Here is a 24,853-nt window from a genome sequence, read left to right as displayed (position 1 = left end):
AGATTTGTCATCGAAAGCTAGATGCTGAGCAGCAAATTCGCTACACTCAATCGGCTAAGACCCCATATATTAGTTAATTAGATTATTTGTATTTTAGGAGTACGCCCATGGCCCGTGTGACGGTAGAAGATTGTCTTGATCATGTAGAAAATCGCTTCAAGCTAGTATTACTAGCCAGCAAGCGCGCCCGTCAACTCTCTATGGGTACTGAACCATTAGTGGAATGGGAAAATGATAAGTCTACGGTAGTTGCATTACGTGAAATAGAGCTTGGGCTAGTTAATGAGGAAATGATGGAAGCGGCATTGGCAAAACCATTAGACGATGATTTGCCATTTGATGAAGATGATCTTGCAGCTGCTTTACATGCCGAGATAAGTCGTGAACTCACTCAACCTGCACCTGAAGGGCAAGTGACTGGCCAGCTGTCAGCCGAGCCGCCGGCGAACCCATTTGGCAGTTCACAAAGTGTACCTGACGCGAGTCCATCATTGGGCGAATCATCAATACCTTCACTACACCAAGCCGAAACTTCTGCAGCAGCAGAGACTTTATCTATGGAAGAGCTATTGGCTAAAGAGCTTGCAGCAAGCTCTAATGATTCTTCCGAATCTTCTGACACTTCCGATAATAGTAATCCTTTTGGTGAACGTGCAGAAAGTAATTCTTCTGATTATGGGATACCAACACCTTCTTCAACTCCGGATCCATCAACAGATGGGGACTAAATTTTCGAGGTAAGTCGTTTTATCGCGACAATGAATAATGGCAACTGTCGCAGGGTCTGCTGCTGGATCAGTCGATAAATCCGCAAGCTCAAGTATTTCTACAAATCAGTCTTCACGGTTCTTAATCAGTGATCTATGCGCTCTATTAGAGGGCTATTTAGATTCTGAGCACGTAAAAAAAATCTACAAAGCGTACCTTTTTAGTGCCAATGCACATGAAGGCCAAACACGTCTTTCCGGCGAACCATATATTTATCATCCGATTTCTGTTGCTAAAGTTTTAGCTGAAATGCACATGGATGCAGAAACTATTCAAGCAGCAATTTTGCATGATGTTATTGAAGATACGGAAACTGCAAAAGATCAGATTAATAATGAGTTTGGTGATGAGGTTGCAAACCTGGTCGATGGCGTAAGCAAGCTAACTCATCTTGAGTTTGAATCAAAATTAGAAGCACAAGCTGAAAATTTCCGCAAAATGATGCTTGCAATGGTTAAAGACGTGCGTGTCATTATCATTAAGCTTGCAGATCGTTTACACAATATGCGTACTCTCGATGTGATGAGACTTGATAAACAAAAACGCATCGCACGAGAAACGTTAGATATTTATGCTCCTATTGCATTGCGATTAGGTATGCATGGGTTACGTGTTGAGCTAGAAGAGCTTTGTTTTAAGGCAGTGTGGCCAAAAAGATATGAAGTACTCAAAGATGTGACCCGTCGTACCAATATAAATCGAGATTCGTTATTGCAAGAAGTTGAAAAAAATATCTGTGAGCGACTAGAACAGGCTAATATCGTTAGTAGAATTCACGGCCGCGAAAAAAACATCTATAGCATCTATCGTAAGATGAAAGATAAGCATCTGCAGTTCTCTGAAGTTTATGACGTATTTGCATTTCGAATTATCGTAGACAGTGTAGATACTTGCTATCGAGTACTAGGTGTAATTCATAACTTGTATAAACCTGTGCCTGAGAAATTTAAAGATTACATTGCCATTCCGAAAAAAAATGCTTACCAGTCTTTGCATACTATTTTATTTGGTCCAAAAGGTATGCCTATAGAAGTTCAAGTGCGCTCGAAAGAAATGGATCAAGTAGCTGAGTCTGGAATTGCAGCGCATTGGATGTATAAGGATGCTAGTGATGACCACGCTGCACCACATATTCGTACCCGTGAGTGGCTGAATAGTGTATCCGAGATGCAAAACCGTTCCGGCAGTTCTCTAGAATTTTTAGAGAGTGTCAAAGTTGATTTATATCGAGATGAAATCTATGTCTTCACCCCTGCTGGCGATATTATGGAATTACCGACTAACTCTACAACTATTGATTTTGCATATGCTGTGCATACGGATATTGGAAACCAGTGTGTGGCTGCAAAAATAAATCGACGCTTAGAGTCACTTAGCACTGTATTACAAAATGGCCAAACTGTAGAGATCATTACTTCGCCTAGTGGGCGCCCCAATCCTGCGTGGTTGAACTTTGTAGTTACTGCAAAAGCGCGATCCAATATACGTAGTTTCTTGAAAAACTTGCAGAGCGATGAAGCATTAGAGCTTGGCAAACGTTTACTGAATAAAGCTTTAAGAGCGTATGACAAATCATGGCAAGATATTAGTGCTCGAGAGCAAGCAAATCTTTTAAAAGATTTGCAGTTAGAGTCAGAAGAGCAATTATTTCATGAAATTGGCTTGGGTAATCGAATGGCGCCGTTTGTGGCCAAACATATTGAATCATTACGTGGTAGTTGGATTAAGTTGCGACGTAAAAGTGAAAGTAAGCATCCACTCGCTATTCATGGCACGGAAGGTATGGTGGTGAGTTTTGGTAAATGTTGCTATCCAATTCCGGGAGATGCCATTATAGGAATCATGACAGCAGGTAAAGGCTTAGTGGTGCACCATATAAAATGTGAAAATACTAAACGTAAAACTACCAGTCGTGATAAATGGATTCATGTGTACTGGTCAAATGATATCACTAATGAATTCACAGCAGAAATTTCTATACGTACGGCAAATGAGCCGGGAGTATTGGCAGTAGTGGCAGCTACAATTTCCGAAGCAGGTTCAAACATTGAAAATATCGTGTTTGATGAAAAACTAGGCTCAACTACGATGATTACGGTATTGTTAACCGTTAAAGATCGTGTTCATCTTGCGCGTATCATGCGCACGATCCGTAATGTTCCACAGATTTACAAAGTAAAACGTACTCAATAAATAAGAAATTTCTAATAATATTTCAGGAGATAAAAATGGCTAGGGAAATTATCGCTACTGATCAGGCGCCACAAGCGATTGGCACGTATTCACAAGCAGTGAAAGTAAATTCTACTGTGTATTTATCAGGACAAATTCCACTAGTTCCTGCAACGATGGAAGTGGTAGAAGGTGATATGCGCAAACAAATCAGTCAAGTGTTTGATAACCTGCAAGCCGTTACCAAAGCTGCGGGCGGCTCATTAGATAAGTTAGCTAAAGTTAATATATTTTTAACCGACTTGAGCCATTTCCCACTAGTGAACGAAGTGATGGCCGAATATTTTTCAGAACCCTATCCAGCGCGTGCTGCCGTTGGTGTTGCTTCTTTGCCTAAAGGGGTCGCTGTGGAAATGGATGCCATAATGGAATTAGGCTGATCAATTTCTGTCAACTTTTTTCAACCATCAACAAAGTCCTATCTTTTTATAATATCACTACATTAACGATTGAGTAACAAATCATTTCCCGAGGTAACTGCACTAAAAGGTGTGGGGCCGAAAGTTGCTGAACGATTGCAACGTATACAGATCTATACCGTACAAGATCTGTTGTTTCATTTGCCTATACGTTATCAAGATCGCACTCGTATTAAGCCTGTAGGAGCGTTACGTACAGGCGACGAGTGTGTAGTGATCGGCACCATTGAGCATAGTGAAGTGGTGTTTCGTAAACGCCGCATGCTACTAGTTAGTGTAGAAGACGGCACGGGTCGAGTGCAGCTGAGGTTTTTTTACTTTAATAAATCCCAACGCGAAAGCTTATCTAACGGTGTTAAAATCAGATGTTTTGGTGAGATCAGACGAAGTCTGAAAGGGCCAGAGATGGTGCATCCGGAATATGAAATATTGCACAATGACGAAACTACCAAGGTTGAAGATCATTTAACGCCTATTTATTCAACTACAGAAGGCTTGCATCAACTTAGCTTGCGACGTCTGACTACTCAAGCTTTGCAGTGGGTCACTGAGCATGAAGGCAAGGATGACGAGCCTACGCTAGATTTACTACCAAGTCCTCCGCGCATTGATGGGCAAAATGTCAGTATTCTCGATGCTTTAAGATTTGTACATCGACCTCCGCCGGAAGCGGATACAGAAGCTCTAACATCTGGAAAACATCCGATGCAACGTCGTTTAGCTTTCGAGGAATTGTTAGCGCAGCAATTGAGCTTGTCGAAATTACGGTTACAAATGCAAAAACAAGACGCTGTTTCGATTCAGTCAAAAGGTAAGTTATATAAAGGTCTTCTTGATGCTTTGGAGTTCGAGCTGACCGGTGCTCAAAAACATGTAATTAAAACCGTTTTTTCTGATTTAGCCAATGACTATCCAATGTTGCGTTTAGTGCAAGGCGATGTTGGTAGCGGTAAAACATTGGTGGCCATAGCAGGGTGTTTGCAAGCCATCGAAGCGGGCTACCAAGCTGTGATGATGGCGCCTACGGAAATTTTAGCCGAACAACATTTGCGTAACTTTTCTAAATGGCTGGAGCCGCTAGGGGTTCGCATTGCGTGGCTATCAGGGAAACTTACTGCAAGCAAAGCTGCTGAGATGAAAGAATTAATTTCCAGTGGTTCTGCCAATGCAATTGTCGGAACACACGCATTGTTTCAACAAGGTGTTGAATTCAAAAATCTAGCATTAGTGGTGGTGGATGAACAGCACCGCTTTGGTGTGCACCAGCGTCTGGCCTTGCGTGAAAAGGGCATAAAAGATGGTATGCATCCACATCAGATGATTATGACCGCCACACCAATTCCTAGAACCTTAGCAATGACAGCCTATGCAGATTTAGATTACTCAGTGATTGATGAATTGCCTCCAGGAAGAAAACCAATAAGCACCATTGCCATCCCTATGGAAAGGCGCCATGAAGTGGTCGAACGTGTGGCTAATGCTTGCCGTAATGGCCAACAAGCCTATTGGGTATGCACCTTAGTTGAAGAATCTGAAGCTCTACAATGCCAAGCTGCAGAAGATGTGTATCGCGTGTTAAGCCAAATGTTGCGCGGCGTAAAAGTTGGTTTAGTGCATGGCCGCATGAAAGGTAAAGAGAAAGACGCCGTGATGCAGGATTTCACTGCAAAAAACATTGACCTGCTTATTGCAACCACGGTAATCGAAGTGGGTGTAGATGTGCCTAATGCGAGCTTAATGATCATCGAAAATGCTGAACGTTTAGGTTTGGCGCAATTGCATCAACTACGTGGCCGGGTGGGTCGGGGTACTGAAGAGAGTAGTTGTGTATTAGTGTTTGATCCACCACTTACAGAAAATGCTAAAACTCGAATTGATACCATGCGTAATACTAATGATGGATTTAAAATTGCTCAGGTGGATTTAGAAATACGTGGGCCGGGTGAAGTATTAGGCACCCGTCAAACCGGAATGTTGCAATTGCGCATTGCAAATATTATGCGCGATCAGGACTTAATTCCACTGGTGCAAGAAACTGCGAAACAACTTTTACAAGATCACCCAAAAAATGCAGATGCTGTGATTCAAAGATGGCTAGGTAGATCGACTGAGTATGGGCAGGTCTAGGTTTTATTTGCTTTTTACCAGAATGTCCGCTTTCGGTCGTTAGCAGACATTAACTTTGAATTTCCCAACCTGCTCTTAATAAAGATTACTTATTTTTAATTTGATGCATCTCCCTAGAGACTGCATCCTGCGGTTCTAGTACTTCCGTCATCCATGACGGTCGTCCATGTGTTACATATAGAAAATTCAACCTAGGTCAGATCTTCTACTTTCGCTTTAGGTGCATTGGTTTTAACGCTTTTAATGCCATTGTTGCAAGAGGCTGTAGAGTTATACATTTGCGAAGTACCAATTACTTGATTGTTTCCGGCTTTTAGGTTGAACATCTGTTTGCCACTTTTTGATTTTTTTGCTTCAAAGCGCTTAAGGTCACGTGCATTCTTTTTAACAGATTCAATTCCATTTTTAGCGCTGGTTTTAGCTTTGTAACCTTCGCTGGCTAAGATGTTTTCACCATTACTGGATTTTAATCTAAATCTAAATTCGCCTTTCTTGTCTTTATATAACTCAAATTTTGCAGGCATGTATAACTCCTAATAAATTGAAAGAAATAAATTTATGCTAAAAGGATTTAAGTATCCCAGGTTAAAGGATATCAAAATTTCCAATCAACATAGTGGTAACGTAAATTCCAACCAAGCCAACCAAGGCCAATAATGATAGAGTTTTGATCCAATTCGATTTGCCAATTGAAATTCCACCTACACTGAAGATAAGTCCAAGCACAGCTATTGCTAACGATACCCAAAACACAATATTTACACAGGAGGTTTGGCAGCTGCGTCCATCGAAAGTGCCCGATAATAATTGAGTGCCTAAAAAAATCGCTAGAGCCCAGCTAATTAGCGCGCAGAGTAATGAAATAATTGTATTTAGTGTCATAGCAGTAAAACTCGTACTTATTATTAATGTTTTTAACTGGCTGATATTGTAGCAAGCTTGAGCTTAAGTGGAATATGTATGTATATAAAATTGAAGCCTTTTAAGGATTAGGTTTGCAAAGTTAGATAGATATCGCCATCCTTTATCATGAAAGGTAGTGTTTTAAGACTTTCTGCCTTGCACGGCCCATAGACACATAGTCCAGTGTTAATTTCAAATAATGCACCATGATTGGCACACATAATGTAATTACTATCCATATCTAAAAACTGATCGGCCGTCCAATCGAGAGGGCCTTGTGTATGCGGACATGAGTTCTGGTATACAACAATTTTGGCATCTTTTTTGACGATAAATAGCTCAAGTTTTGTACCTTCTTGGTTAATGCTTAGACCTTTGCTGCCTGGATCTGCTATTTCATCTACAGTAGCAATAATTAATTCTTCTTGAGACATGTCGCTATATATGTTTTGCTGAGCTCATCATTGTAAGACTCTAACAATCGAACATCTAAGTTACCATGGAAGAAAAGAAACTTTTCTTGACCTCAGAAGAAGCAGAAAAAGCATTTTATGCTGCATTTCAACAAGAAGACCTAGAGTTGATGATGTCCGTTTGGGCAGAGGATGAAGATATTACTTGTATTCATCCCGGCGGGAATCGTTTAGAGGGAATAAATAATATAGTTGAGAGCTGGGAGCAAATTTTTAGCCACGAGAATGGGATTAAGTTTGAGATCAATCAAAAAAGAGTATTGATGGAGAATGATATTGCCATGCATCACGTTATTGAATCGATTTACATGGACGGCGAGCTTCAGTCGGAAATTATTGCTACTAATGTGTATCGCAAAAGCAGTAACAGTTGGCGTATGATTTTACATCATGCTTCACCAGAGCTTAGGCCAGCGCTTATTCCCGCAGATGAAGAGAGCTTAGATGAGCAGGATGAAGAGAAGAAAACCTTTCACTAATTGAATTTAAATTATCTTGTGAAGAAGTTTTAATAAATATAGTAAAAGATGAGGTATGCGCCTAGTAAAAATGCAATCCACATCACCATACTGCCGGTTGGCCAGCTTCTTGAAAGGATTCCTTGGGGTCCATGGTGGCGATGTAAGCGAGTACCTACCAAGAATAGTATTTTTTTCAAGCTAGATAAAACTCCTATTTCTCCTGCCGCAATTAAATTCCCTATGCCTCTTGCTAGATAGGCGCCTGGTTTACGGTAAAACCAGTCAAAATCTAAATTGGTCGCGCGAATTTCTGCTGGATAAACATTATTTCGATACAACACCGCAAACGCTAAAGCAGAAAATAAAAGTAATTGTAGTTGTGTAATGACGTGAGAACTGGTGTATGGAATGAAATTAACTTCATGTGGCAACAAGTTATATAAGAAAGTTGGATAAACACCAATTGCGATACATAAGAAAGCAGCAATACCCATGGCCAACAACATATTCATCGGCGCCTCTGCACAACGTTTGCCACTATCATGTGCAAAGAAGCTAAAGAAGGGCACTTTGATTCCAGAGTGATCCAATACTCCGGCAGATGCAAATAGCAAAACTAACCAAATAAACCAATAGCCTTCATCCGCAACTGCAGTAAGAATCATCGCTTTAGAAACAAAACCGCTTAACAGAGGGAAAGCTGAAATCGACATGGCGCCGATAATGCAAAACCCTGCGGTCCATGGCATAGATTTATATAAACCGCCTAACTCTGAGGCCTTGGTAGTGCCCACGCGATGCAATACAGCGCCCATGCTCATGAACAATAATGCTTTATATAAAATGTGTGCAAAGGCGTGGGCAGCGGTACCATTTAAAGCCATCTCGGTTCCGATACCAATGCCCACCACCATGAAACCAAGCTGGTTGTTTAAGCTGTATGAAAGCACGCGACGCAAATCATTTTCAATCACTGCAAAAAAGATCGGGAAAGCCGTCATGATAGCGCCGATCCAAACCAACATTTCTGTGCCTGGATAACCTCGCGCTAATGCATATATCGCTAACTTTGTGGTGAATACAGACAGTGCAACGGTGCCGACCACACTAGCTTCGGGATAAGAATCTTGTAACCAATTATGCAGTAAAGGAAATGCGCATTTGATAGCAAAGGCAATCAAGATAAGCCAACCTGCAAGGCTATCGATTCCGATATGATCAAACGCCAGTGAACCTGTAGTTTGATAGTGCAGGATACTGCCAGCCAGTAAGAATAAACCTGACCCTACATGGATAATAAAATATCGCTGTCCTGCGCGCATTGCACCTGTGGTTCTATTGGCCCATATTAATAATGCCGATGAAACCGCAGTAACTTCCCAAAAGATAAATAATGTGAGTAGATCACCTGCTAATACCGCGCCAATTGCGCCTCCCGCGTAAACAAACATACTTGCCAGTTGCAAGGTATCTTTTTCTTGCCAGGCGTACAGCGCGACAATAAACAATGCAATATGGAAAATAAGCGCAAATATAAAACTTAAATTATCTAGCCGTAGCAACGTTAATTCATAGTTAAATAACTGTATGTTTCCGTAATGTCCGGGCTCTATACTTAGTAAAGAAAATGCTGCTAGAACAGGAAGTGCTAGCAGGAAGAATCTACGTAATTGTGCGGGTAGGGCTATTTGTAGCAAACCACCTAGGATTAAAATAAACGCAGGGTGTAAAAGAGCACTAGTCATAGTAATTCTCTTTGCGTTTAATGAACCTTCTGAACAACTTTGCACTCATAACAATACTGATATAAGCGATAAACCCAAACCAAGCATAAAAACCAAACCATTGTTCAAATTCAAAATGGCCGTGTTTGTGCCCAAATATAAAATAGTAGGATTCAACGATAAGGAGTGCTGCGCAAGCTGCGTAGAGCAAATAAACTAGCTTGTTTACATTGCTAGATTTGTCTAGCCAATATTTTTTATCGTTAGGTTTCATTGAATGAACACTGGAGCTAAAAATTCATAAATGGGTTGTATGAAAAAGAACATGATCAATGTTGCTAAAGCAGTCAAGCATAATGGCGCGACACAAGCTAAGGGCGCTTCTTTTATGCCTGGCGTCCAGTTAGCTATTTCTGTACTAGGAGTTTTGAAAAATGCACGAAGTGCTATGGGTAGTAAGTACGCGCAATTTAGTAACGTACTCAAACCGAATGCAATTAATACAATATAATTTTCTGTACTGATGCTGCCTTCGATTAAAAACCACTTGCTCCAGCTGCCCACTAGTGGCGGCAATCCAATAATGCTAATCGCAGCTATCAAATAGGCGGAAAAAGTAAAAGGCATTTGCCTACCTAAACCATCTAGCTGACTGATTTGAGTAAATTTTGTTGCGGTATATATCGCCCCAGCACAAAAGAATAAAGTGATCTTGCCAAATGCATGGGTAACAATATGCATGGCTCCACCTAATGCTGCTAATGGACTCGCTAAAGCAGCGCCGATCACTATATAAGACAATTGGCTGATGGTTGAGTATGCGAGTCGTGCTTTAAAGTTATCTTTGCTCAGCGCAATGATGGAAGAGATCAGCATCGTGGCAACAGCAATCCATAAGATCCAATCAGATGCATTTTGGGTTGAAACGAAATCAATTCCAAAAATATAAATAGTGATTTTTAGTACAGAGAATACTCCTGCTTTTACAACTGCTACTGCGTGTAACAATGCGCTTACAGGTGTTGGAGCGGCCATGGCTGCTGGTAGCCAACGATGGAAAGGCATTAGAGCAGCTTTACCTACTCCAAACATAAACAAAGTGAATAAGATAATAGCGCCGGTTTTATCTATGTTTCCTTCTAAGATACCCCCAGGTATAAAGTTTAAGGTCCCTGCCTGTAACCAGGTGATTACGATCGCGGTTAAGAAAAATACAATTGAAGTGCCGAGCAGAATGCCTAAGTAGGTGCGCCCACCAGATTGAGCATCGGCATTTTGTTTGTGTGCAACTAATGGGAAAGTACACAAGGTCAATGCTTCGTAAAATATAAACAACGTAGCTAAATTGGCCGCAAAAGCTATTCCCATGGTCGCGGCGATGGATAGTGCAAAGAATAGATAAAACCGTGTTTGGTTTTTTTCCTTATTGCCCCGCATATACCCGATCGAATAAACCGTGGTAATAATCCATAAGCTTGATGCCAACAGTGCAAACGTTAGCCCTAATGGCTCAATATGAAATGATAGTGACAGGCCAGGGGTAATAGTAAGCAGTGTATGCGTTATATTTTGCTGCTCGCTGCCTATTAGTTGTGCAGTAAAAATAAATAAAAGTACCGCCGCGAGCAGTGATGAAGCTTCTCGTAGAGATGCATGATTTCGAAATAATAAAACCAATAAACCTGCAAGGAGCGGAATTACAATGGCTAATTCAAATTGTTGTAGAAGAACAGTCATTGACTATAGGAATAAATAATTAATTGCGGTTTCTGCAAACCCGTAACTGAATGAAGTATTGAGTCCAAAATAGAAGCTAGCCGCAACTAATATCCATAGAGGAATGAGCATTTGTAATGGAGCTTCAATAGACTCAGTAGGATTTTTATTTGACTGTTTTATTGGGCTCTTTAAGTATGCATACTCTATAATTTTCCATATATATATAACTGCAAGTAATGATCCACCCACTATTACTATAGCCACAAACCAGCGTTCTTGCTCAAGTGCAGCTATTAATAAGTACCACTTACTAATAAATCCTGCGGTGAAAGGAACTCCTATTAGTCCAAGCCCTAAAAGCAAGACAGCTGCCATGGTCCATGGCATACGTTTCCCTAGTCCTGCGAAGTTTGATAATTGCACTGAGCCTGTGCGTAAAACAATACATGCCATAGCTAAAAATAGTCCGCCTTTAATAATGGCATGATTAAACATATGTAACATACCAGCAATGCTGCCACTCTTCGTTGCTAAGCTAATACCAAGTGTCATGTAGCCTATTTGGGCAACACTAGAATAAGCCAGCATTCTTTTAATGTTTTCTTGGAAGATGGCTACAGATGATGCAATTAGAATTGCTAGTATAGAAAGGGGTAGCAATATTTTATCTAGTTTAAATTCCTCAAATGTAATTTCGTTAGAGAACAAACCAAAGAAGAATCTAAACAACACATAGAGCGAAACTTTGGTGGCTGTTGCGGATAGGAATACTGTAATCATGGAAGGCGCGTATGCGTAGGCATTGGGCAACCATAAATGTAACGGTAGCAGCGCTAACTTTAGTGAGATCCCTACGGTAAAAAACGCAAATGCTGCATGAAGTGCTCTTGAGTCGAGTAAGTCGGGAACTCTTTGTTGTAGATCAACAATATTTAATGTTCCTGTAAGCATATAAAGCAGACCGACACCAATTAAAATAAACGTTGCACCAATCGTTCCCATGATTAAGTACTGATATGAAGCGGTTAGGGCCTTACGATTACTTCCTAGAGCTATTAAAACATATGAAGATAGTGAGCTAATTTCTAAGAATACAAAAATGTTAAAGGCATCACCGGTTGCAACGATGCCGAGTAAGCCCGTTAAGCAAAGTAAAAAAGCGGCATAGAACAGACTAATTTTTTCATGAGCTACTTCTTGTTCAATGCTCTTGCGTGCTGCAAGCATGGTGATACTAGCAATTCCAGATACGATCAGAAGAACATAGGTGCTTAAATGATCAATTCGGTATTCAATACCCCACGGAGGCGCCCACCCTCCAAGCTGATAACTAATAACGCCATGTTGCGACACTTCTTTTGCAAGTAGTATGGCGATAATAAAAGTTGTAATGCTTGCAAACGTTGTAAACACCCAAGCAACATAGTTGCTTAATTTATTACCCGGGCGTGCTAAGGGAAGTAATGCGCATAAGGGCGCTGCAATTAATGGTACTACAACTTGTAAAACGGCAAGATGTTGGCTTAGCACTAGGATGAAGCCTCATCATCATATTCTTTTTCATCTTGCTCATGAATAATATTTTCATCGATCGTGCCATATTCACGATGAATACGCGCAATGATTGCAAGCCCTAGAGCGGTTGTGGCAACCCCAACAACAATTGCGGTCAAAATTAGCACATGTGGAAGAGGGTTGCTGTACGTTGTTATACCTTCTTCTAAAATGGGAGCTGTTCCACCCTCTACTTTGCTCATTGAGATAAACAAAATGAAAACAGAGGTTTGGAAAATGGTTAGACCAATTATTTTTTTTATTAAATTAGCATCTGCAATGACAATATAAAAACCCAACATCATCAAAATTATAGCTACCCAGTAATTATAATAATCTGCAAACATGATTTATTCTGTGTACTCATCTAGCATATAAAAGATCATAATCATCACGGCAGCAACTGTAATACCTACACCTAATTCAATGAGAAAGATGCCAAGATGTTGGCCATGTATTGGGTCATGAGCTAGAACGTTATAGTCAAGGTAGTTTCCGCCCATAAACAAAGTAGCAACTCCAACTCCCGCATAAAGAAGTAAACCGATAGATACAAAATAGCGCACTACACTTGTTGGAAATATTCTCTGTGTCTTATCTCTTCCGTATACAAGCGCATAAAGTATAACGGCCGCAGCAAAAATTACACCGGCTTGAAAGCCTCCGCCTGGACCGTAGTCACCATGGAATTGCACATAAAAGGCATACAATAAAACTGCTGGTACAACTAGGTTGCACGCCTCACGCAAAATAAGACTTCTTTTTTTGCTCATTACTCTCTAGTTTTTTTAATGCTTTGGTTTTTTGGTTTACGCGAACCGCCGAGTAATAACATCACCCCAATGGCAGCAGTAAACACTACAGTAACCTCTCCCAATGTGTCGTAGCCTCGATAGCTTGCGAGTACAGAGGTAACTATATTCGGGATACCAATTTCTTCACCACTTTTTTCTATATAACGTGGTGCGACATGCGTGTGAATGGGCGCATTAGGATCAGCAAATTTAGGCATGTCTAATGTGGCATAAATTAATGCTGCAGCGGTTATGGTGGCTACAGCTATGGGTAGTAACTTGCTGTGACGAGTTATTGATTGCTCTCTGCCCGTTACTGCAATTGCACCCAGTAATAAAACTGTAGTGAGGCCTGCACCTACGGCAGCCTCAGTAAATGCAACATCTACTGCATCGAGACTTACAAATAATCCAGCAGATAATAAACTATATATACCGCTTAATAGTACTGCGGCTAGTAAATTATGTAGACGAAGTAAAATAACCGCAGTCAGGGCTAATAGTGTCAGCAAAGAAATATTGATGATGGTTTGGATATCCATTGTGCTTTCAGATGCAACCTAATTAATGGTTGTCAATTTTGGTTTCCTTATCTGTGAGTTTTGCTGCCCTCGCTAGTGCATGTACAGCGGTTGGTCCTGTTAGCATCATAAAAAATAAGATAAATATGAGCTTGATGATGACGATGGGATCTTGAGTCTGAGTAATCAAGCCTAATAGAATTAGAATAGCGCCTAAGCTGTCAACAATACTTGCAGCATGAACTCTAGAATAAAAATCAGGTAAGCGTATTAGTCCTATTGAACCGACGAGGCAAAAAAATCCTCCTAATGCTAGCAATACCCATCCTAGTGCAGTGATTATTTGCATAAATTATTCGCTTGGTGTTTTGCCCAAATTTCCATAGCGGAAAAGTTTTAGTACAGCGATGGTTGAGATAAAGTTTATCAAGGCATATAACAACGCGATATCCATAAAATCCGGCCTGCCCGTTATGAATCCAAATAAGGCAATTAATAGTACGGTTGCAGTGCCAAATGTATTGATTGCTAAAATTCGGTCAAAAACAGTTGGCCCTAAAGCTGCGCGCAGTAAAATTATTAACATTACTACAAGAATCGCAATCGTGGCAGTAATGAACATTTATTTAATTTACTGAGTCCGTGGCAGGTTTAGATTCTAAAGCTGAAATTCTTCTACTCATTTCACCAGATTTTAAATCTTCAGCGAGTGCAATAGTCAGCGAATGAACTTCTATGCTATTTGAATCAAGATCTAAACTGTAGGTGCCTGGTGTTAGCGTAATGCAATTTGCATATACTGCGGTGGCCAGGTCGCCATGCTGAGAAGCATCAAGTGTCATAACATTAGGTTCTATCGGTAGCTTAGGGTGTAAAATCCTGAAACTTACAATAAGGTTGGATTTAACGACTTCGACAAAAAACCAAGGTAAAAATTTTGGCAATTTGAAATTGAGCTTTAAAGTTGAATAATTACTGCTGAATAAGCCTAACTTTTCTGACACCCAAGCAACAAATATGCAACTGAGAACACCTAATGAAAGCAGTAAGACGCCAAAGTGGCCCGATAAAAGTAACCATAAAGAAAATAGCACCACAGATGCAATGAGTATACGAATGAGCATTCTTAGCTTATGGTTTCAGGCTTATCATGAAATGGAAACTGAGGGGACCAAAGTACTTAAGCCTAGGCAATTATTCAAGTTAATCTAGTAGATTATCCATAATGCTAAGTAGATCATTTCTGATCTCATTATATTAAGAAAACTATATGCTGCGTGTAGCTAGCTTGAGCCCTTTTTTTGCACAACGATGTGCATCATCCATTTCGTCAAGCTGTTCATGTAATGCAGCAAGTTCAGCATAGGTTTCGGCTAAAGGTTTACGCGTTAAACTTGATTCAAAATATGCTTTGGCTTTGCCCCAAAGTTGGGCTTTATTACAAATGCGCCCTAATGTTAGATAGAGATTTTCATCATTAGTATGTTGCTCTACCCATTGCTCTGCTTTATTTAGTATTTGACTAGGATCTTTGACCTCTATTAGACCGTACTCACGAATTAGTTTAGAGCACCAATTCTCAGTCAATGCATCGCTAGCGGTACTTTCTGCAAGCTCGTGTTTGCCTTGTTGGCGTAGTGCGGTTACATAATGTAGTGTCAATTCATTGTCGGTAGAAATATTTTCTTTGTACTTTGTGCCTATCTCATCAATATTAGATGTATTTTCACTATTATTGAGTAAACCTTGTATAGCTCGTTTTTCTATTTGGTTATAGGTGTGTTGGTCTATATTTTTACTATTTTTTAATTGCGGGATAATGCCTGATAGTTTTTCCCAGTCTTCAAGTTGCTCATAAGCATTGGCAAATAAACAAGCAATTTTAGGATTAGAACGAATTGCATCCTCATGTTGGCTAAGGCTCGCTAATGCTTGCTCTGGCATGTGTTGATCGAGTAACAATTCTGCACGCAGCACGTCCAATGCAGCGTGATCGGCAGGGCTACATTTTTTAGCTTCAGCAAGGTGCGCATCGCGCTCGGCAAAATCACCGCGCTTATGTGCTGCACGTGCCGCCCAAATGTAATTTACCATTGCTGAATTGGAATGTTCTGCACCACTTAATAATAGTTTTTCAGACTGCATCCAATCGCCTTGAGTAAATTTGGTTAGGCCTTGTTGGGTGCTGCCTAATGCCTTTTTCTTTCGGCGACTATTCATTGCAGACTGAATGCGCTTAGGCGCACTAAAAACTAATGCAAATAACCGCAGCACAATATAGAAGATAGTAAACAATATGAATAAACCAATAACGAATTCAACAAGTGGTAATTCGTATGTAGTTTCACCATAAGTAAAACTAGCAAAGCCTGGGGCTTGCATGGCTAAAAATACTGCTGCTGTAAAAACGATAAGAAAGAAAAGAAAGACTAGTAATGCGCGAATCATTTATCTGTACCTAATTAACTATTATTAATTGTTTCCATGGTTTCAATAAGTAAGGTGTTAGTTTCAGTGATATCAGGAAGCTGGGGTTCCAAATTAATATCATTAAGCTCACTTAAGTCTTCAATCATTTCTCTTTTTTCATACAGAGTATCTGTAGACTCAAGCCAAGCCAATGCTGCTTCAAGTTCTTGATGATATGCATCATCATCGCGACTGGCGACGGCATATTTTGCACCTAATAATTTCATGCGCATGAACTCGTAGGCTTGTTGACCTTCTTGGTCACTAATAAACATTTTTAGTTTTTGTTCTTCTCGAGTAACCTTAATTGAATCATTGATTGAATTTTTTACTCCATCTACTAACTTCCCCCAGCCGGAGAGTTTTTCATTACTTGGTTTTTCTTTTTTATCTGCAGAGTTTTTCTGTTGCTGATTTTTAGCGTTTTTAATTACGCTTTGCTTGAGGCCCGCTAAAATATTGTCTATCTGTAAACTGATGCTCACCCAGTCAGGGTAGGGGAAGTTTTTTAATTTCCCAACTTGTTTAGAAACAGATTCTCGCACTGGTAATAATCGTGGATCATTTAGTTCATGCAATCTTGTGCTTGCTGCCTTTAGCGCAGTGATGGTGCCAGGCACGTCTCGTTCTATACGTAAGCGGTGATTAGCCATGCGCAACACATGTTCGGTCTCTTTTAGACCCCAACCAAGCTGACTACGATTAACATGTTGTAGTGTCTCTTGGGCTGCTAATTCAACGTCTTTCTGGGCTTTAGCCTGAATTTCAATTTGGCTAGTTAGCTCTTCTACCGTTTGATTGATCGAGCTAACATTATTTTCAATCTGCTTTTTAAAACTCTGTAATTTTATACTTTCATCAATTGTGGCTACTTCGTGCGCAATAGATTGTCGATCTACTGCAGCTTGGTCCACGCGCTTATTGAGTTCAAGCCAAGCTTTATAACCTAGAGCGATACCAGCGCCTGAGAGCAACAGTGCAAGTAAGGAAAGTAGGCCAATAAAAAAGCGACCACTACCGGCTGATTGTGTGGTTGATTTTTTGCCAAGATTTGGCTGGGCAGAATTAGAAGTTTGCTTATTGTCTGACATTTTCGTCTCTCGTATTTACTTATTATAGTAGTTCTAGCTATGCGGGAGCATTTGGGCCCAAGTACTTAAAGCTGTCAGCATTGCTTCGTCGCTAGGATTTTCCGCTATTATAGAATTATTTGCGAATCCTACCCTAGTTGTAGCCTCAGCAATGCGTTTGCTGCCTACAATAAAGGCTATATTGGATAACCATTGCTGTTCTTCCAAGGTGCACAGTGACCATAAATTTTGTGCAGACTCTGCACTGTATAGAAGTATTGCAGTGTCGTGTTTGGGAAGCTGTGTTAGATTGATACTATTGCGTTCACTCGGTAACTGTCGCCGATACATTTCTGCATAGTCAACTAGTGCGCCTCTTTCTTCAAGGCTTTGGCGCAAATGTTCGCGTCCACCATCGCCACGTATAATTAAGATTTTTTGCTGTGCGATATCATGTAGAGCTGGATCGTTCAGTAAGTCTTCGCTGGTAAAGCCTGTTTCAGGAACGATAGCGACTGTGCAACCATATTTTTCTAATGCTGTCTTAGTGGCTGGGCCTACAGCTGCCAACATAGAGTTATTAAAACCTATACCCAATTCTTGGGCAGTGCTCATGGCATAGTGCACAGAGTTTGCGCTAATGAATATTATGACTTGGTATTCCGTTAGCTTTTTAAAATATTGTTTTGCGATATCAACATTTTTGGAAACGCTGATACTTATTACTGGGAAATGTATAGCGGTAGCTTGGCGAAGCTCTAATAATTCAAGAATGTTCTGCGCTTGTGTTAAGGGCCGTGTAACGACGATGGTTTTTTCAGCAAGTGATGATTTTGCAGACATGTATTGAATATCCTCGGCTGAATAGAGTGCAGCTAAACTATCTTACCCGAAATATTTTATAAATATGCTGTGAGGAACTGGCCTGTGTTAGAGCTAATAATCATCTATATACAAGCTGCGAGGATCTCATCGGCTCCTAAAATTTGTAAATCAGTTGCTACACGCTGCCCAATCGCTACAGGATCAGTTAGTGCTCCTTGTGCTTCGCTGCGGCAAAGTTTGCTGCCATCCGGCATACCCACTAATGAACGTAAATGCAGCTGATTGTCATGTAGTTGGGCAAACCCAGCGATAGGAAGTTGGCAACCGCCATCCAGACTTTGGCTTATTGCGCGCTCTGCTGTTACACATAGATTAGTTTCCACGTGATTTAATGGCGCAATTAAAGCTTCTATTTCGACATCATTTTCTCTACATTCAATTCCTATGGCACCTTGGCCAATCGCCGGAAGCGATACTTCGGTGGAAAGTTGCGAACGAATTCGGTCATTAAATCCAAGACGTTGTAGCCCAGCAACGGCAAGAATTATTGCATCGTATTGCCCATCATCTAATTTTGCTAAGCGTGTATTCACATTGCCGCGCAATAACTTAATTTCTAAATGTGGGTAAGCGGCCATAATTTGGCATGCGCGCCGGGAGCTAGAAGTGCCGACTACAGCCTTATCTGGGAGCGCATCTAAATCATCATACGTATTGGAAACAAAAGCGTCACATGGGTTGGCACGTTCTAGTATTACCGGTAAGTGTAGAGTGGGCGGCAGTTCAATCGGCACATCTTTCATTGAATGCACAGCGATGTCTGCATTTCTTTCAAGCAAGCCACGTTCTAATTCTTTAACGAATAAACCTTTGCCACCCTGGGTAGCGAGCGACTCTTCTAAAAGCTGATCACCAGTGGTGGTCATTTTAATCAATTCAATCGATAAGCTCTCACCGTGTGCTTCAGTTAATAAGCGAGAAACTTCTTTTGCTTGCCACAATGCCAATGCACTTTTTCGGGTAGCGATTCTTATGTGCACAGGCTATTAGGTAGGTGTTCCCTTGTGGTTTGAACACAAGGGATGAGAATAAAAAGTAATACGGAGTTATCTAGTCTTAAGAAATTTACGCACTTCGGCAACATGCCTGCGGCTTATTTCAAGACGGTCTTCAATCTCACGGAAAGTCACTACAAAACGCCCATCTTGGTTTTTTTCCATGCCGCTAATGTAGTTAGTGCTGACTAATGCATTTCGGTGAATGCGAATCAGCCTGCCTTCAAACTCAGTTTCTAAATTTTTCAGAGCGTCTTCAATTAACACTTCACCACCTAAGTGCCGAACCGTGATGTATTTTTGGTCAGCCTGAAAATAAAGAATTTCATCAACTGGGATGAGTTCCAGATTTCCGCGTATACGCGCACAAATGTGACTGCGACCTTGGCTATCGGTTTCTTGGTTTAATGTTGCGATCTGTGCTTTGGTAAGTTTCCTGGCACGTGCGATCGAAGTTTCCAGCTTTTCTTGTCGAACTGGTTTAACCAGATAACCCACAGCAGAAGTATCAAATGCTTCTAATGCATGCTCGCTATAGGCTGTTGTAAAAATTATGGCTGGTGGCTCATCCATCTCCGTTAGATGACGTGCAGCTTCTAAGCCATCCATGCCAGGCATGCGAATATCCATCAATACCACATCAGGACGAATAGATTGCACCATTTCTACGGCTTCGATGCCATTGGTAGCTTCGCCTGTACTTGAAACATCATCAATACTGCTAAGCATATGCGCTAGTCGGTCACGTGCTGGTGCTTCATCATCTACGATCAAAATTTTCATACATCTGCCTCGATAGGAATGTTAAATGAAACCTTATAAAAACCCTGTCCATGGCGAATATCCATACTGCTGAAATCACCATAAGCCAATTGTAACCTTTGTCTGATGTTTTCTTGCGCCATTTTATTACCAGGGCGTTTTCGGTCAATATTTATATCTCCAACTGGGTTGCTAATTGTAAGGTGTAAATCGTGCTGTGTGGAAGTAATGTCGATATTAACTGTGCCGCCTTTGGTGAGAGGCTCCACTCCATGGTAAATAGCATTCTCAACTATAGGTTGTAGGATTAGGGCTGGTACCTTGGTCTTTAAGCTTATACCTTCTTCTATTTTTAATTCAACTGTAAGGCGACTGCCAAGCCGCAGTTTTTCCATATTAATGTAGCGGCGAGTGAAATTAAGTTCTTCTTGTAGCGTGACTTTGTCCTGATGACCCAATGAAGCGCGAAACAGGTCGGCCAAATCTTCAACCGCTTTTTCTGCCATTGCGGGGTTGGTCAGCGTCAGACTGGCAATGGTATTCATACTATTAAATAAGAAATGTGGCCGAATTCGAGCTTGTAAAGCCTGGATTCTTGATTTTGCTTCTACTTGAATATTGGCTCTCCATTGATGCTGCACATAGAAATAGCGCAGTGCTACAGCGGAAACGATCGCGCTGATGGCCATATTGCGAATTAAAATGTCGCTAGTCAGAATATCTAAAAGATTAAGCGTTTGTACATTTTCAGGTGAGGCGGCCCAAAGTGCCTCGGTTGGGGTGACTAGAATAGAAACCACCGAAACGATCAAAGTGATGGTCAAGCTCAGCGCATAATATGTTATTGCTGCAGTAGCGGGGTGGAGTTTGTGCAAAAATTTACGGCTTACACATAATACAAGTATGTTGCCAATGGCGATAAAGGTGACAAATAGTGAAACTAAAGATAGGTATACCCAAAAATTGGGTCGCGAGACACCGCCTGCAAGGGTGAGTACAAAAGAGAGTAGTTGGGCAATTAATATTGCTAAAAATATAATTCGCGCATTACAAAAATCTGGCAAAAACGTATGCTCCGCAGCATCCGCTTCATTGGTATTTGACTGATTCTTTGGGTCTGAATTATCTGTCATTACAATTTGATAACAAGTTTGTGTGAGTCGTTCTTGGGTGAGCTAATGCTATACTTTGGCCCACTATTTAGAATCTGTTTACAAGAACTTATATATTTACCTTATATCGTTAGATGAACCAAAAAATGAGTAATAAAGGTACAAAACTATGGGGCGGTCGTTTTACGGAGGCCACAGATGAATTTGTTGAGCAATTTAACGCATCTGTAGGGTTTGATAAACGACTATTTAAGCATGATATCCAAGGCTCACGCGCGCATGCTGAAATGTTGGCTCATATTGGCATACTAAACAGTCATGATTGCGGTGATATTCTAAAAGCACTGGACAATATAGAAGCTGAAATCGTGGCGGGCGACTTCGAGTGGAGAACCGAGCTTGAAGATGTGCATATGAATATCGAAGCACGTCTGACTGAATTGGTGGGCGAGGCCGGTAAGCGAATTCACACCGGGCGATCTCGTAATGATCAGGTGGCTACCGATGTGCGACTTTATCTTCGCGATGCCATTGATGATATTGATCAGCGACTTGAAGCATTACAAAACGCTATTTTGAGTATTGCTGAGCAAGAAAGCGCAACCATTATGCCGGGATTCACGCATTTGCAGGTAGCACAAGTGATTACTTTTGGGCATCACATGTTGGCTTGGTTTGAAATGATTTGCCGTGATCGTGTGCGACTGCAGCAATGTCGTGTCAGCACAAATATTATGCCATTAGGGTCTGCTGCGCTTGCGGGTAGCAGCTTTGCTTTGGATCGTGAATTCGTTGCGGAAAAGTTAAAGTTTGCAGCGCCCAGTCATAATAGTTTAGATGCTGTGAGTGATCGAGATTTTGCCATCGAGTTTTGTGCCTTCGGGGCTATCTTGTTTGCACACATGTCGCGTATTGCAGAAGAGTTAGTGCTGTGGACCTCTACACAATTCAACTTTATCGACTTACCAGATCGTTTTTGCACGGGTTCTTCCATCATGCCGCAGAAAAAGAATCCTGACGTGCCTGAATTAGTGCGTGGCAAAACGGCGCGAGTATATGCAAATCTTTTTGCTTTATTAACCTTGATGAAAAGTCAGCCCTTGGCTTATAACAAAGATAACCAAGAAGATAAGGAGCCGTTGTTTGACACAGTTGATACCGTGCACGACTGTGTAGTGGCGTTTGCCAACATGATTCCACATATCAACGTAAATCGAGAAGTGTTAATGCATGCTGCACAGCAAGGTTATGCCACGGCTACAGATCTTGCAGATTATTTAGTGCAGAAGAAAGTGCCGTTTCGAGATGCACATGAGGCGGTAGGTCAGACCGTTAAATACGCTATTGAGAAGAAAAAGAAGTTAGACGAGTTAGATTTACATGAATTGCAAAAATTCAGTCCATCTATTTCTGATGATGTATTTAAAATACTATCGGTAGAGGGCTCGGTTGCATCAAAGAATACGTATGGCGGCACATCGCCTACCCAGGTAAGTACGCAAATTAAGTTGGCAAAAGAGCGCCTGAAGAAATTTAACCAGAAAGAAAGTAACTAGAAAGAAATAAGCTAGAAAGAAATAAGCTAGTACGATTTTAAGTAATTATTTCCAGCACTTTATAAGAAAGTTGCGTATATCCTGAATCTCTTCCGCGCAAACCGTATGCGCACATGGATAGTCATTCCAATTAATCTTAAAGTTTTGTGCTTCAAGCAATTCTTTAGCTAAGGTCGCAAAGGCGAGGGGCACTACATCATCATAACTCCCATGCGCCATAAAGATCGGTAGATCACGTTGTGTTTCTTTGGCATAACTTTCCAGTTGTTCGCGTATGGGTAAATAGCAAGATAAAGCGAGCAGTCCTCCTAATCGATGAGAATGACTTAGGCCGGTATATAAAGTCAGCGCGCCACCTTGTGAAAAGCCCGCTAAGACAATCTTGTTTGCGACAATACCATCGTCCATCTCTTGCTGTATCAGTAGCTTAATTTCTTCACTTATCTTTTTAATCCCATCTACATCTTCCTCGCTATCCTTGTTTAGACCATAAATGTCATACCAGGCCGGCATCTGCATTCCGTTGTTTAAGCTCACTGCTTGTACCGGTGCATGAGGGAAGATAAATCTTGCTCGAATAGAGGTGGGCAAATTGAGCTCGCCAACAATGGGTTCAAAATCATGGCCATTTGCACCTAAACCATGTAGCCAAATTACTGCGCAATCAGGATCATTTTGAGTTTCGATTTGAATAGTGGAAAGAGGCATGCTTAAAAATGTATTGGGTAAGGTTTCTTGTCGTGGGAATGGTCTATACAATAGCGGCGAATTACAGAGTATATAGATGTTACACCTCAAACCACATTTTCTTGCGATTATCCTGGGAATGATACTGGGTAGTATTTTGCTCCTTGCTGCATGTGGGCAGACTGGTGATTTGTACCTGCCTGAAGATGAGCCAAAAACTGAACCAAAGACTGAACAAGAAAAAACCTCTAAAGAATAATCAAAAACATAACCCCTGAAATAAGCAAGTTTGAAACCTTTTCCTCAAACACGTATCCATACTTAATTAATATTTTTTGGTGTAACAAGCCATGAACGCATTTGAATACAAAAATAACCTTCTTCACGCAGAAGATGTAAGTCTACAAGAGCTGGCAGATGTCTACGGCACACCTTGCTATGTGTATTCAAAAGCAGCCATTGAAGCTAATTATCGTGCGTATGAAAATGCGTTAAGCCCATGGCCATCACGTATTTGTTATGCGGTGAAAGCTAATTCCAATCTAGCGGTATTAAGTCTGCTAGCAAAATTAGGCGCAGGCTTCGATATTGTTTCCATTGGTGAGCTTGAACGTGTGATTCGTGCGGGTGGTGATGTTAAGAAAGTTGTTTTTTCGGGTGTAGCAAAGCGTTCAGATGAAATTCGACGTGCATTGGTAATGGGGATTGATTGTTTCAATATTGAGTCTACTGCTGAGTTGCAACGTCTGGATGCCATCACAAGTGAAATGGATATACATGCGCATGTATCTTTGCGGGTGAACCCAGATGTGGATGCTACAACGCACCCTTATATATCTACCGGCTTAATAGAAAATAAATTTGGTGTTGATATTAATGACGCATTGGAAATTTATCAGCACATCGCAACGTGCAGCCACTTAGAAGCGGTAGGCGTGGATTGCCATATTGGCTCACAGTTATTAGATTTAAGTCCTTTTCAGTCTTGTTTTGAAAAAATATTCAAGCTGGTGGATCAATTGTCAGATGTAGGTATACAACTAAAGCATATTGATGTGGGTGGTGGTTTAGGTATTCGTTATGAAGATTCAGAACAACCTCCGACTATGCAGCAATATGCAGGAGTGCTGGCCCCCTTTATGGAAGCCAGAAAGAAAAAAACAGAGGTAGAGATATTTGTCGAGCCTGGTCGTTCCATTGTTGGAGATGCTGGAGTACTTCTCACACGCGTTGAACATCTAAAGAATACCAGTGATAAAAATTTTGCACTGGTAGATGCCGCAATGAATGACTTGATGCGTCCTTCTTTGTATACAGCATGGCATGATATCGCCTCGGTAGAACAAACTGATGGCAAAACCACTCGCTATGATGTGGTCGGTCCAGTATGTGAAACCGGAGATTTTCTAGGTAAAGATCGAGCGTTAGATATTCAAGAAGGCAGCTTGCTTGCCGTACATGCGGTAGGAGCCTATGGATTCGTAATGTCGAGCAACTACAACACCCGTCTGCGTGCAGCAGAAATTTTGGTGGATGGAGATGAAGCCTATTTAATTCGCATGCGCGAAACGTTTGACCAGATACTAGCTAACGAAATCATTCCAGATAACTAGTGCATTCCC

The 24,853-nt window shown here is 41.0% G+C and carries 28 protein-coding genes; 8 read left to right on the top strand and 20 right to left on the bottom strand.

What is annotated here, in order from left to right; translation table 11 throughout:
* The first annotated feature begins 107 nt into the window (after positions 1-107).
* From rpoZ to recG, 4 genes are all read left to right on the top strand, one after another.
* Positions 108-728, top strand: coding sequence for a DNA-directed RNA polymerase subunit omega (gene rpoZ, locus GKR92_09435; GenBank protein ID QMU61907.1), 621 nt, complete (start codon positions 108-110; stop codon positions 726-728).
* Positions 729-765: 37 nt separating this feature from the next.
* The gene (locus tag GKR92_09430) at positions 766-2,961 is read left to right on the top strand and encodes a RelA/SpoT family protein (GenBank protein ID QMU61906.1); all 2,196 of its coding nucleotides are present in this window, start codon (positions 766-768) and stop codon (positions 2,959-2,961) included.
* A 35-nt stretch (positions 2,962-2,996) separates the two neighbouring features.
* Positions 2,997-3,380 (top strand): RidA family protein, encoded by a 384-nt coding sequence (locus GKR92_09425; GenBank protein QMU61905.1) that lies wholly within the window; start codon positions 2,997-2,999, stop codon positions 3,378-3,380.
* A 69-nt stretch (positions 3,381-3,449) separates the two neighbouring features.
* Positions 3,450-5,546, top strand: coding sequence for an ATP-dependent DNA helicase RecG (gene recG / locus GKR92_09420; GenBank protein ID QMU61904.1), 2,097 nt, complete (start codon positions 3,450-3,452; stop codon positions 5,544-5,546).
* A gap of 191 nt (positions 5,547-5,737) precedes the next feature.
* Here recG and GKR92_09415 read toward each other — a convergent pair whose 3' ends face one another.
* The 3 genes from GKR92_09415 to GKR92_09405 all read right to left on the bottom strand — a co-directional run bounded on the left by GKR92_09415 (position 5,738) and on the right by GKR92_09405 (position 6,883).
* Complete coding sequence (locus GKR92_09415) at positions 5,738-6,070, bottom strand: DUF1508 domain-containing protein (GenBank protein ID QMU61903.1); 333 nt, start codon at positions 6,068-6,070, stop codon at positions 5,738-5,740.
* 61 nt (positions 6,071-6,131) lie between these two features.
* The gene (locus tag GKR92_09410) at positions 6,132-6,428 is read right to left on the bottom strand and encodes a hypothetical protein (protein ID QMU61902.1); all 297 of its coding nucleotides are present in this window, start codon (positions 6,426-6,428) and stop codon (positions 6,132-6,134) included.
* Between the two features lie 107 nt (positions 6,429-6,535).
* The gene (locus GKR92_09405; protein QMU61901.1) at positions 6,536-6,883 is read right to left on the bottom strand and encodes a Rieske 2Fe-2S domain-containing protein; all 348 of its coding nucleotides are present in this window, start codon (positions 6,881-6,883) and stop codon (positions 6,536-6,538) included.
* Between the two features lie 65 nt (positions 6,884-6,948).
* On the opposite strand from GKR92_09405, the gene GKR92_09400 reads away from it, so the two are divergent.
* Entirely contained in the window at positions 6,949-7,401 is a 453-nt protein-coding gene (locus tag GKR92_09400) for a DUF4440 domain-containing protein (GenBank protein ID QMU61900.1), read from the top strand.
* Positions 7,402-7,430: 29 nt separating this feature from the next.
* On the opposite strand, the gene GKR92_09395 is transcribed toward GKR92_09400, so the two are convergent.
* The 16 genes from GKR92_09395 to GKR92_09320 all read right to left on the bottom strand — a co-directional run bounded on the left by GKR92_09395 (position 7,431) and on the right by GKR92_09320 (position 21,009).
* On the bottom strand, positions 7,431-9,128 hold the full coding sequence (locus GKR92_09395; protein ID QMU61899.1) for a Na(+)/H(+) antiporter subunit D: 1,698 nt from the start codon (positions 9,126-9,128) through the stop codon (positions 7,431-7,433).
* On the bottom strand, positions 9,121-9,381 hold the full coding sequence (locus GKR92_09390; protein ID QMU61898.1) for a hypothetical protein: 261 nt from the start codon (positions 9,379-9,381) through the stop codon (positions 9,121-9,123). The genes GKR92_09395 and GKR92_09390 overlap by 8 nt, the downstream gene beginning before the upstream one ends.
* Positions 9,378-10,844, bottom strand: a complete 1,467-nt coding sequence (locus GKR92_09385) for a monovalent cation/H+ antiporter subunit D family protein (protein QMU61897.1) — start codon at positions 10,842-10,844, stop codon at positions 9,378-9,380. The genes GKR92_09390 and GKR92_09385 overlap by 4 nt, the downstream gene beginning before the upstream one ends.
* Before the next feature lie 3 nt (positions 10,845-10,847).
* Positions 10,848-12,356: a monovalent cation/H+ antiporter subunit D family protein gene (locus GKR92_09380; GenBank protein ID QMU61896.1), complete on the bottom strand. Its 1,509-nt coding sequence runs from the start codon at positions 12,354-12,356 to the stop codon at positions 10,848-10,850.
* Complete coding sequence (locus GKR92_09375; protein ID QMU61895.1) at positions 12,356-12,727, bottom strand: Na+/H+ antiporter subunit C; 372 nt, start codon at positions 12,725-12,727, stop codon at positions 12,356-12,358. Before GKR92_09375 ends, GKR92_09380 begins: the two co-directional genes overlap by 1 nt.
* A gap of 3 nt (positions 12,728-12,730) precedes the next feature.
* On the bottom strand, positions 12,731-13,153 hold the full coding sequence (locus tag GKR92_09370) for a Na(+)/H(+) antiporter subunit B (protein ID QMU61894.1): 423 nt from the start codon (positions 13,151-13,153) through the stop codon (positions 12,731-12,733).
* Positions 13,153-13,716: a DUF4040 domain-containing protein gene (locus GKR92_09365; protein ID QMU61893.1), complete on the bottom strand. Its 564-nt coding sequence runs from the start codon at positions 13,714-13,716 to the stop codon at positions 13,153-13,155. The genes GKR92_09370 and GKR92_09365 overlap by 1 nt, the downstream gene beginning before the upstream one ends.
* A 22-nt stretch (positions 13,717-13,738) precedes the next feature.
* Entirely contained in the window at positions 13,739-14,044 is a 306-nt protein-coding gene (locus tag GKR92_09360; GenBank protein QMU61892.1) for a sodium:proton antiporter, read from the bottom strand.
* A gap of 3 nt (positions 14,045-14,047) precedes the next feature.
* Positions 14,048-14,317, bottom strand: a complete 270-nt coding sequence (locus GKR92_09355; protein ID QMU61891.1) for a hypothetical protein — start codon at positions 14,315-14,317, stop codon at positions 14,048-14,050.
* A 4-nt stretch (positions 14,318-14,321) separates the two neighbouring features.
* A complete protein-coding gene (locus GKR92_09350; protein ID QMU61890.1) occupies positions 14,322-14,819 on the bottom strand; it encodes a cation transporter in 498 nt (165 codons plus the stop codon).
* 142 nt (positions 14,820-14,961) lie between these two features.
* Positions 14,962-16,143: a hypothetical protein gene (locus GKR92_09345; GenBank protein QMU61889.1), complete on the bottom strand. Its 1,182-nt coding sequence runs from the start codon at positions 16,141-16,143 to the stop codon at positions 14,962-14,964.
* 14 nt (positions 16,144-16,157) lie between these two features.
* Positions 16,158-17,255: a hypothetical protein gene (locus tag GKR92_09340; protein ID QMU61888.1), complete on the bottom strand. Its 1,098-nt coding sequence runs from the start codon at positions 17,253-17,255 to the stop codon at positions 16,158-16,160.
* A gap of 33 nt (positions 17,256-17,288) precedes the next feature.
* The gene (locus tag GKR92_09335; protein ID QMU61887.1) at positions 17,289-18,077 is read right to left on the bottom strand and encodes a hypothetical protein; all 789 of its coding nucleotides are present in this window, start codon (positions 18,075-18,077) and stop codon (positions 17,289-17,291) included.
* Between the two features lie 104 nt (positions 18,078-18,181).
* The gene (gene hemC, locus GKR92_09330; protein ID QMU61886.1) at positions 18,182-19,099 is read right to left on the bottom strand and encodes a hydroxymethylbilane synthase; all 918 of its coding nucleotides are present in this window, start codon (positions 19,097-19,099) and stop codon (positions 18,182-18,184) included.
* Positions 19,100-19,165: 66 nt separating this feature from the next.
* A complete protein-coding gene (locus tag GKR92_09325) occupies positions 19,166-19,897 on the bottom strand; it encodes a response regulator (protein ID QMU61885.1) in 732 nt (243 codons plus the stop codon).
* Positions 19,894-21,009: a sensor histidine kinase gene (locus tag GKR92_09320; protein QMU61884.1), complete on the bottom strand. Its 1,116-nt coding sequence runs from the start codon at positions 21,007-21,009 to the stop codon at positions 19,894-19,896. Before GKR92_09320 ends, GKR92_09325 begins: the two co-directional genes overlap by 4 nt.
* A 125-nt stretch (positions 21,010-21,134) precedes the next feature.
* On the opposite strand from GKR92_09320, the gene argH reads away from it, so the two are divergent.
* Complete coding sequence (gene argH, locus GKR92_09315) at positions 21,135-22,544, top strand: argininosuccinate lyase (protein ID QMU61883.1); 1,410 nt, start codon at positions 21,135-21,137, stop codon at positions 22,542-22,544.
* Positions 22,545-22,589: 45 nt separating this feature from the next.
* Here the strand turns inward: argH and GKR92_09310 are convergent, their stop codons facing one another.
* Complete coding sequence (locus tag GKR92_09310) at positions 22,590-23,252, bottom strand: carboxylesterase (protein ID QMU61882.1); 663 nt, start codon at positions 23,250-23,252, stop codon at positions 22,590-22,592.
* Between the two features lie 76 nt (positions 23,253-23,328).
* On the opposite strand from GKR92_09310, the gene GKR92_09305 reads away from it, so the two are divergent.
* Together GKR92_09305 and lysA are read left to right on the top strand one after the other, a co-directional pair.
* Positions 23,329-23,490, top strand: coding sequence for a hypothetical protein (locus tag GKR92_09305; protein ID QMU61881.1), 162 nt, complete (start codon positions 23,329-23,331; stop codon positions 23,488-23,490).
* Positions 23,491-23,581: 91 nt separating this feature from the next.
* Positions 23,582-24,844 carry a diaminopimelate decarboxylase gene (lysA, locus tag GKR92_09300; protein ID QMU61880.1) on the top strand — a complete coding sequence of 421 codons (1,263 nt, stop codon included), beginning with the start codon at positions 23,582-23,584 and terminating at the stop codon, positions 24,842-24,844.
* The last annotated feature ends 9 nt before the right edge of the window (positions 24,845-24,853 follow it).

Source organism: Gammaproteobacteria bacterium, assembly GCA_014075255.1.
Lineage (GTDB): Bacteria > Pseudomonadota > Gammaproteobacteria > UBA4575 > UBA4575 > JABDMD01.
Note: the sequence above shows the minus strand (reverse complement) of the source record. Positions and strands in the feature narration are given on the sequence as shown.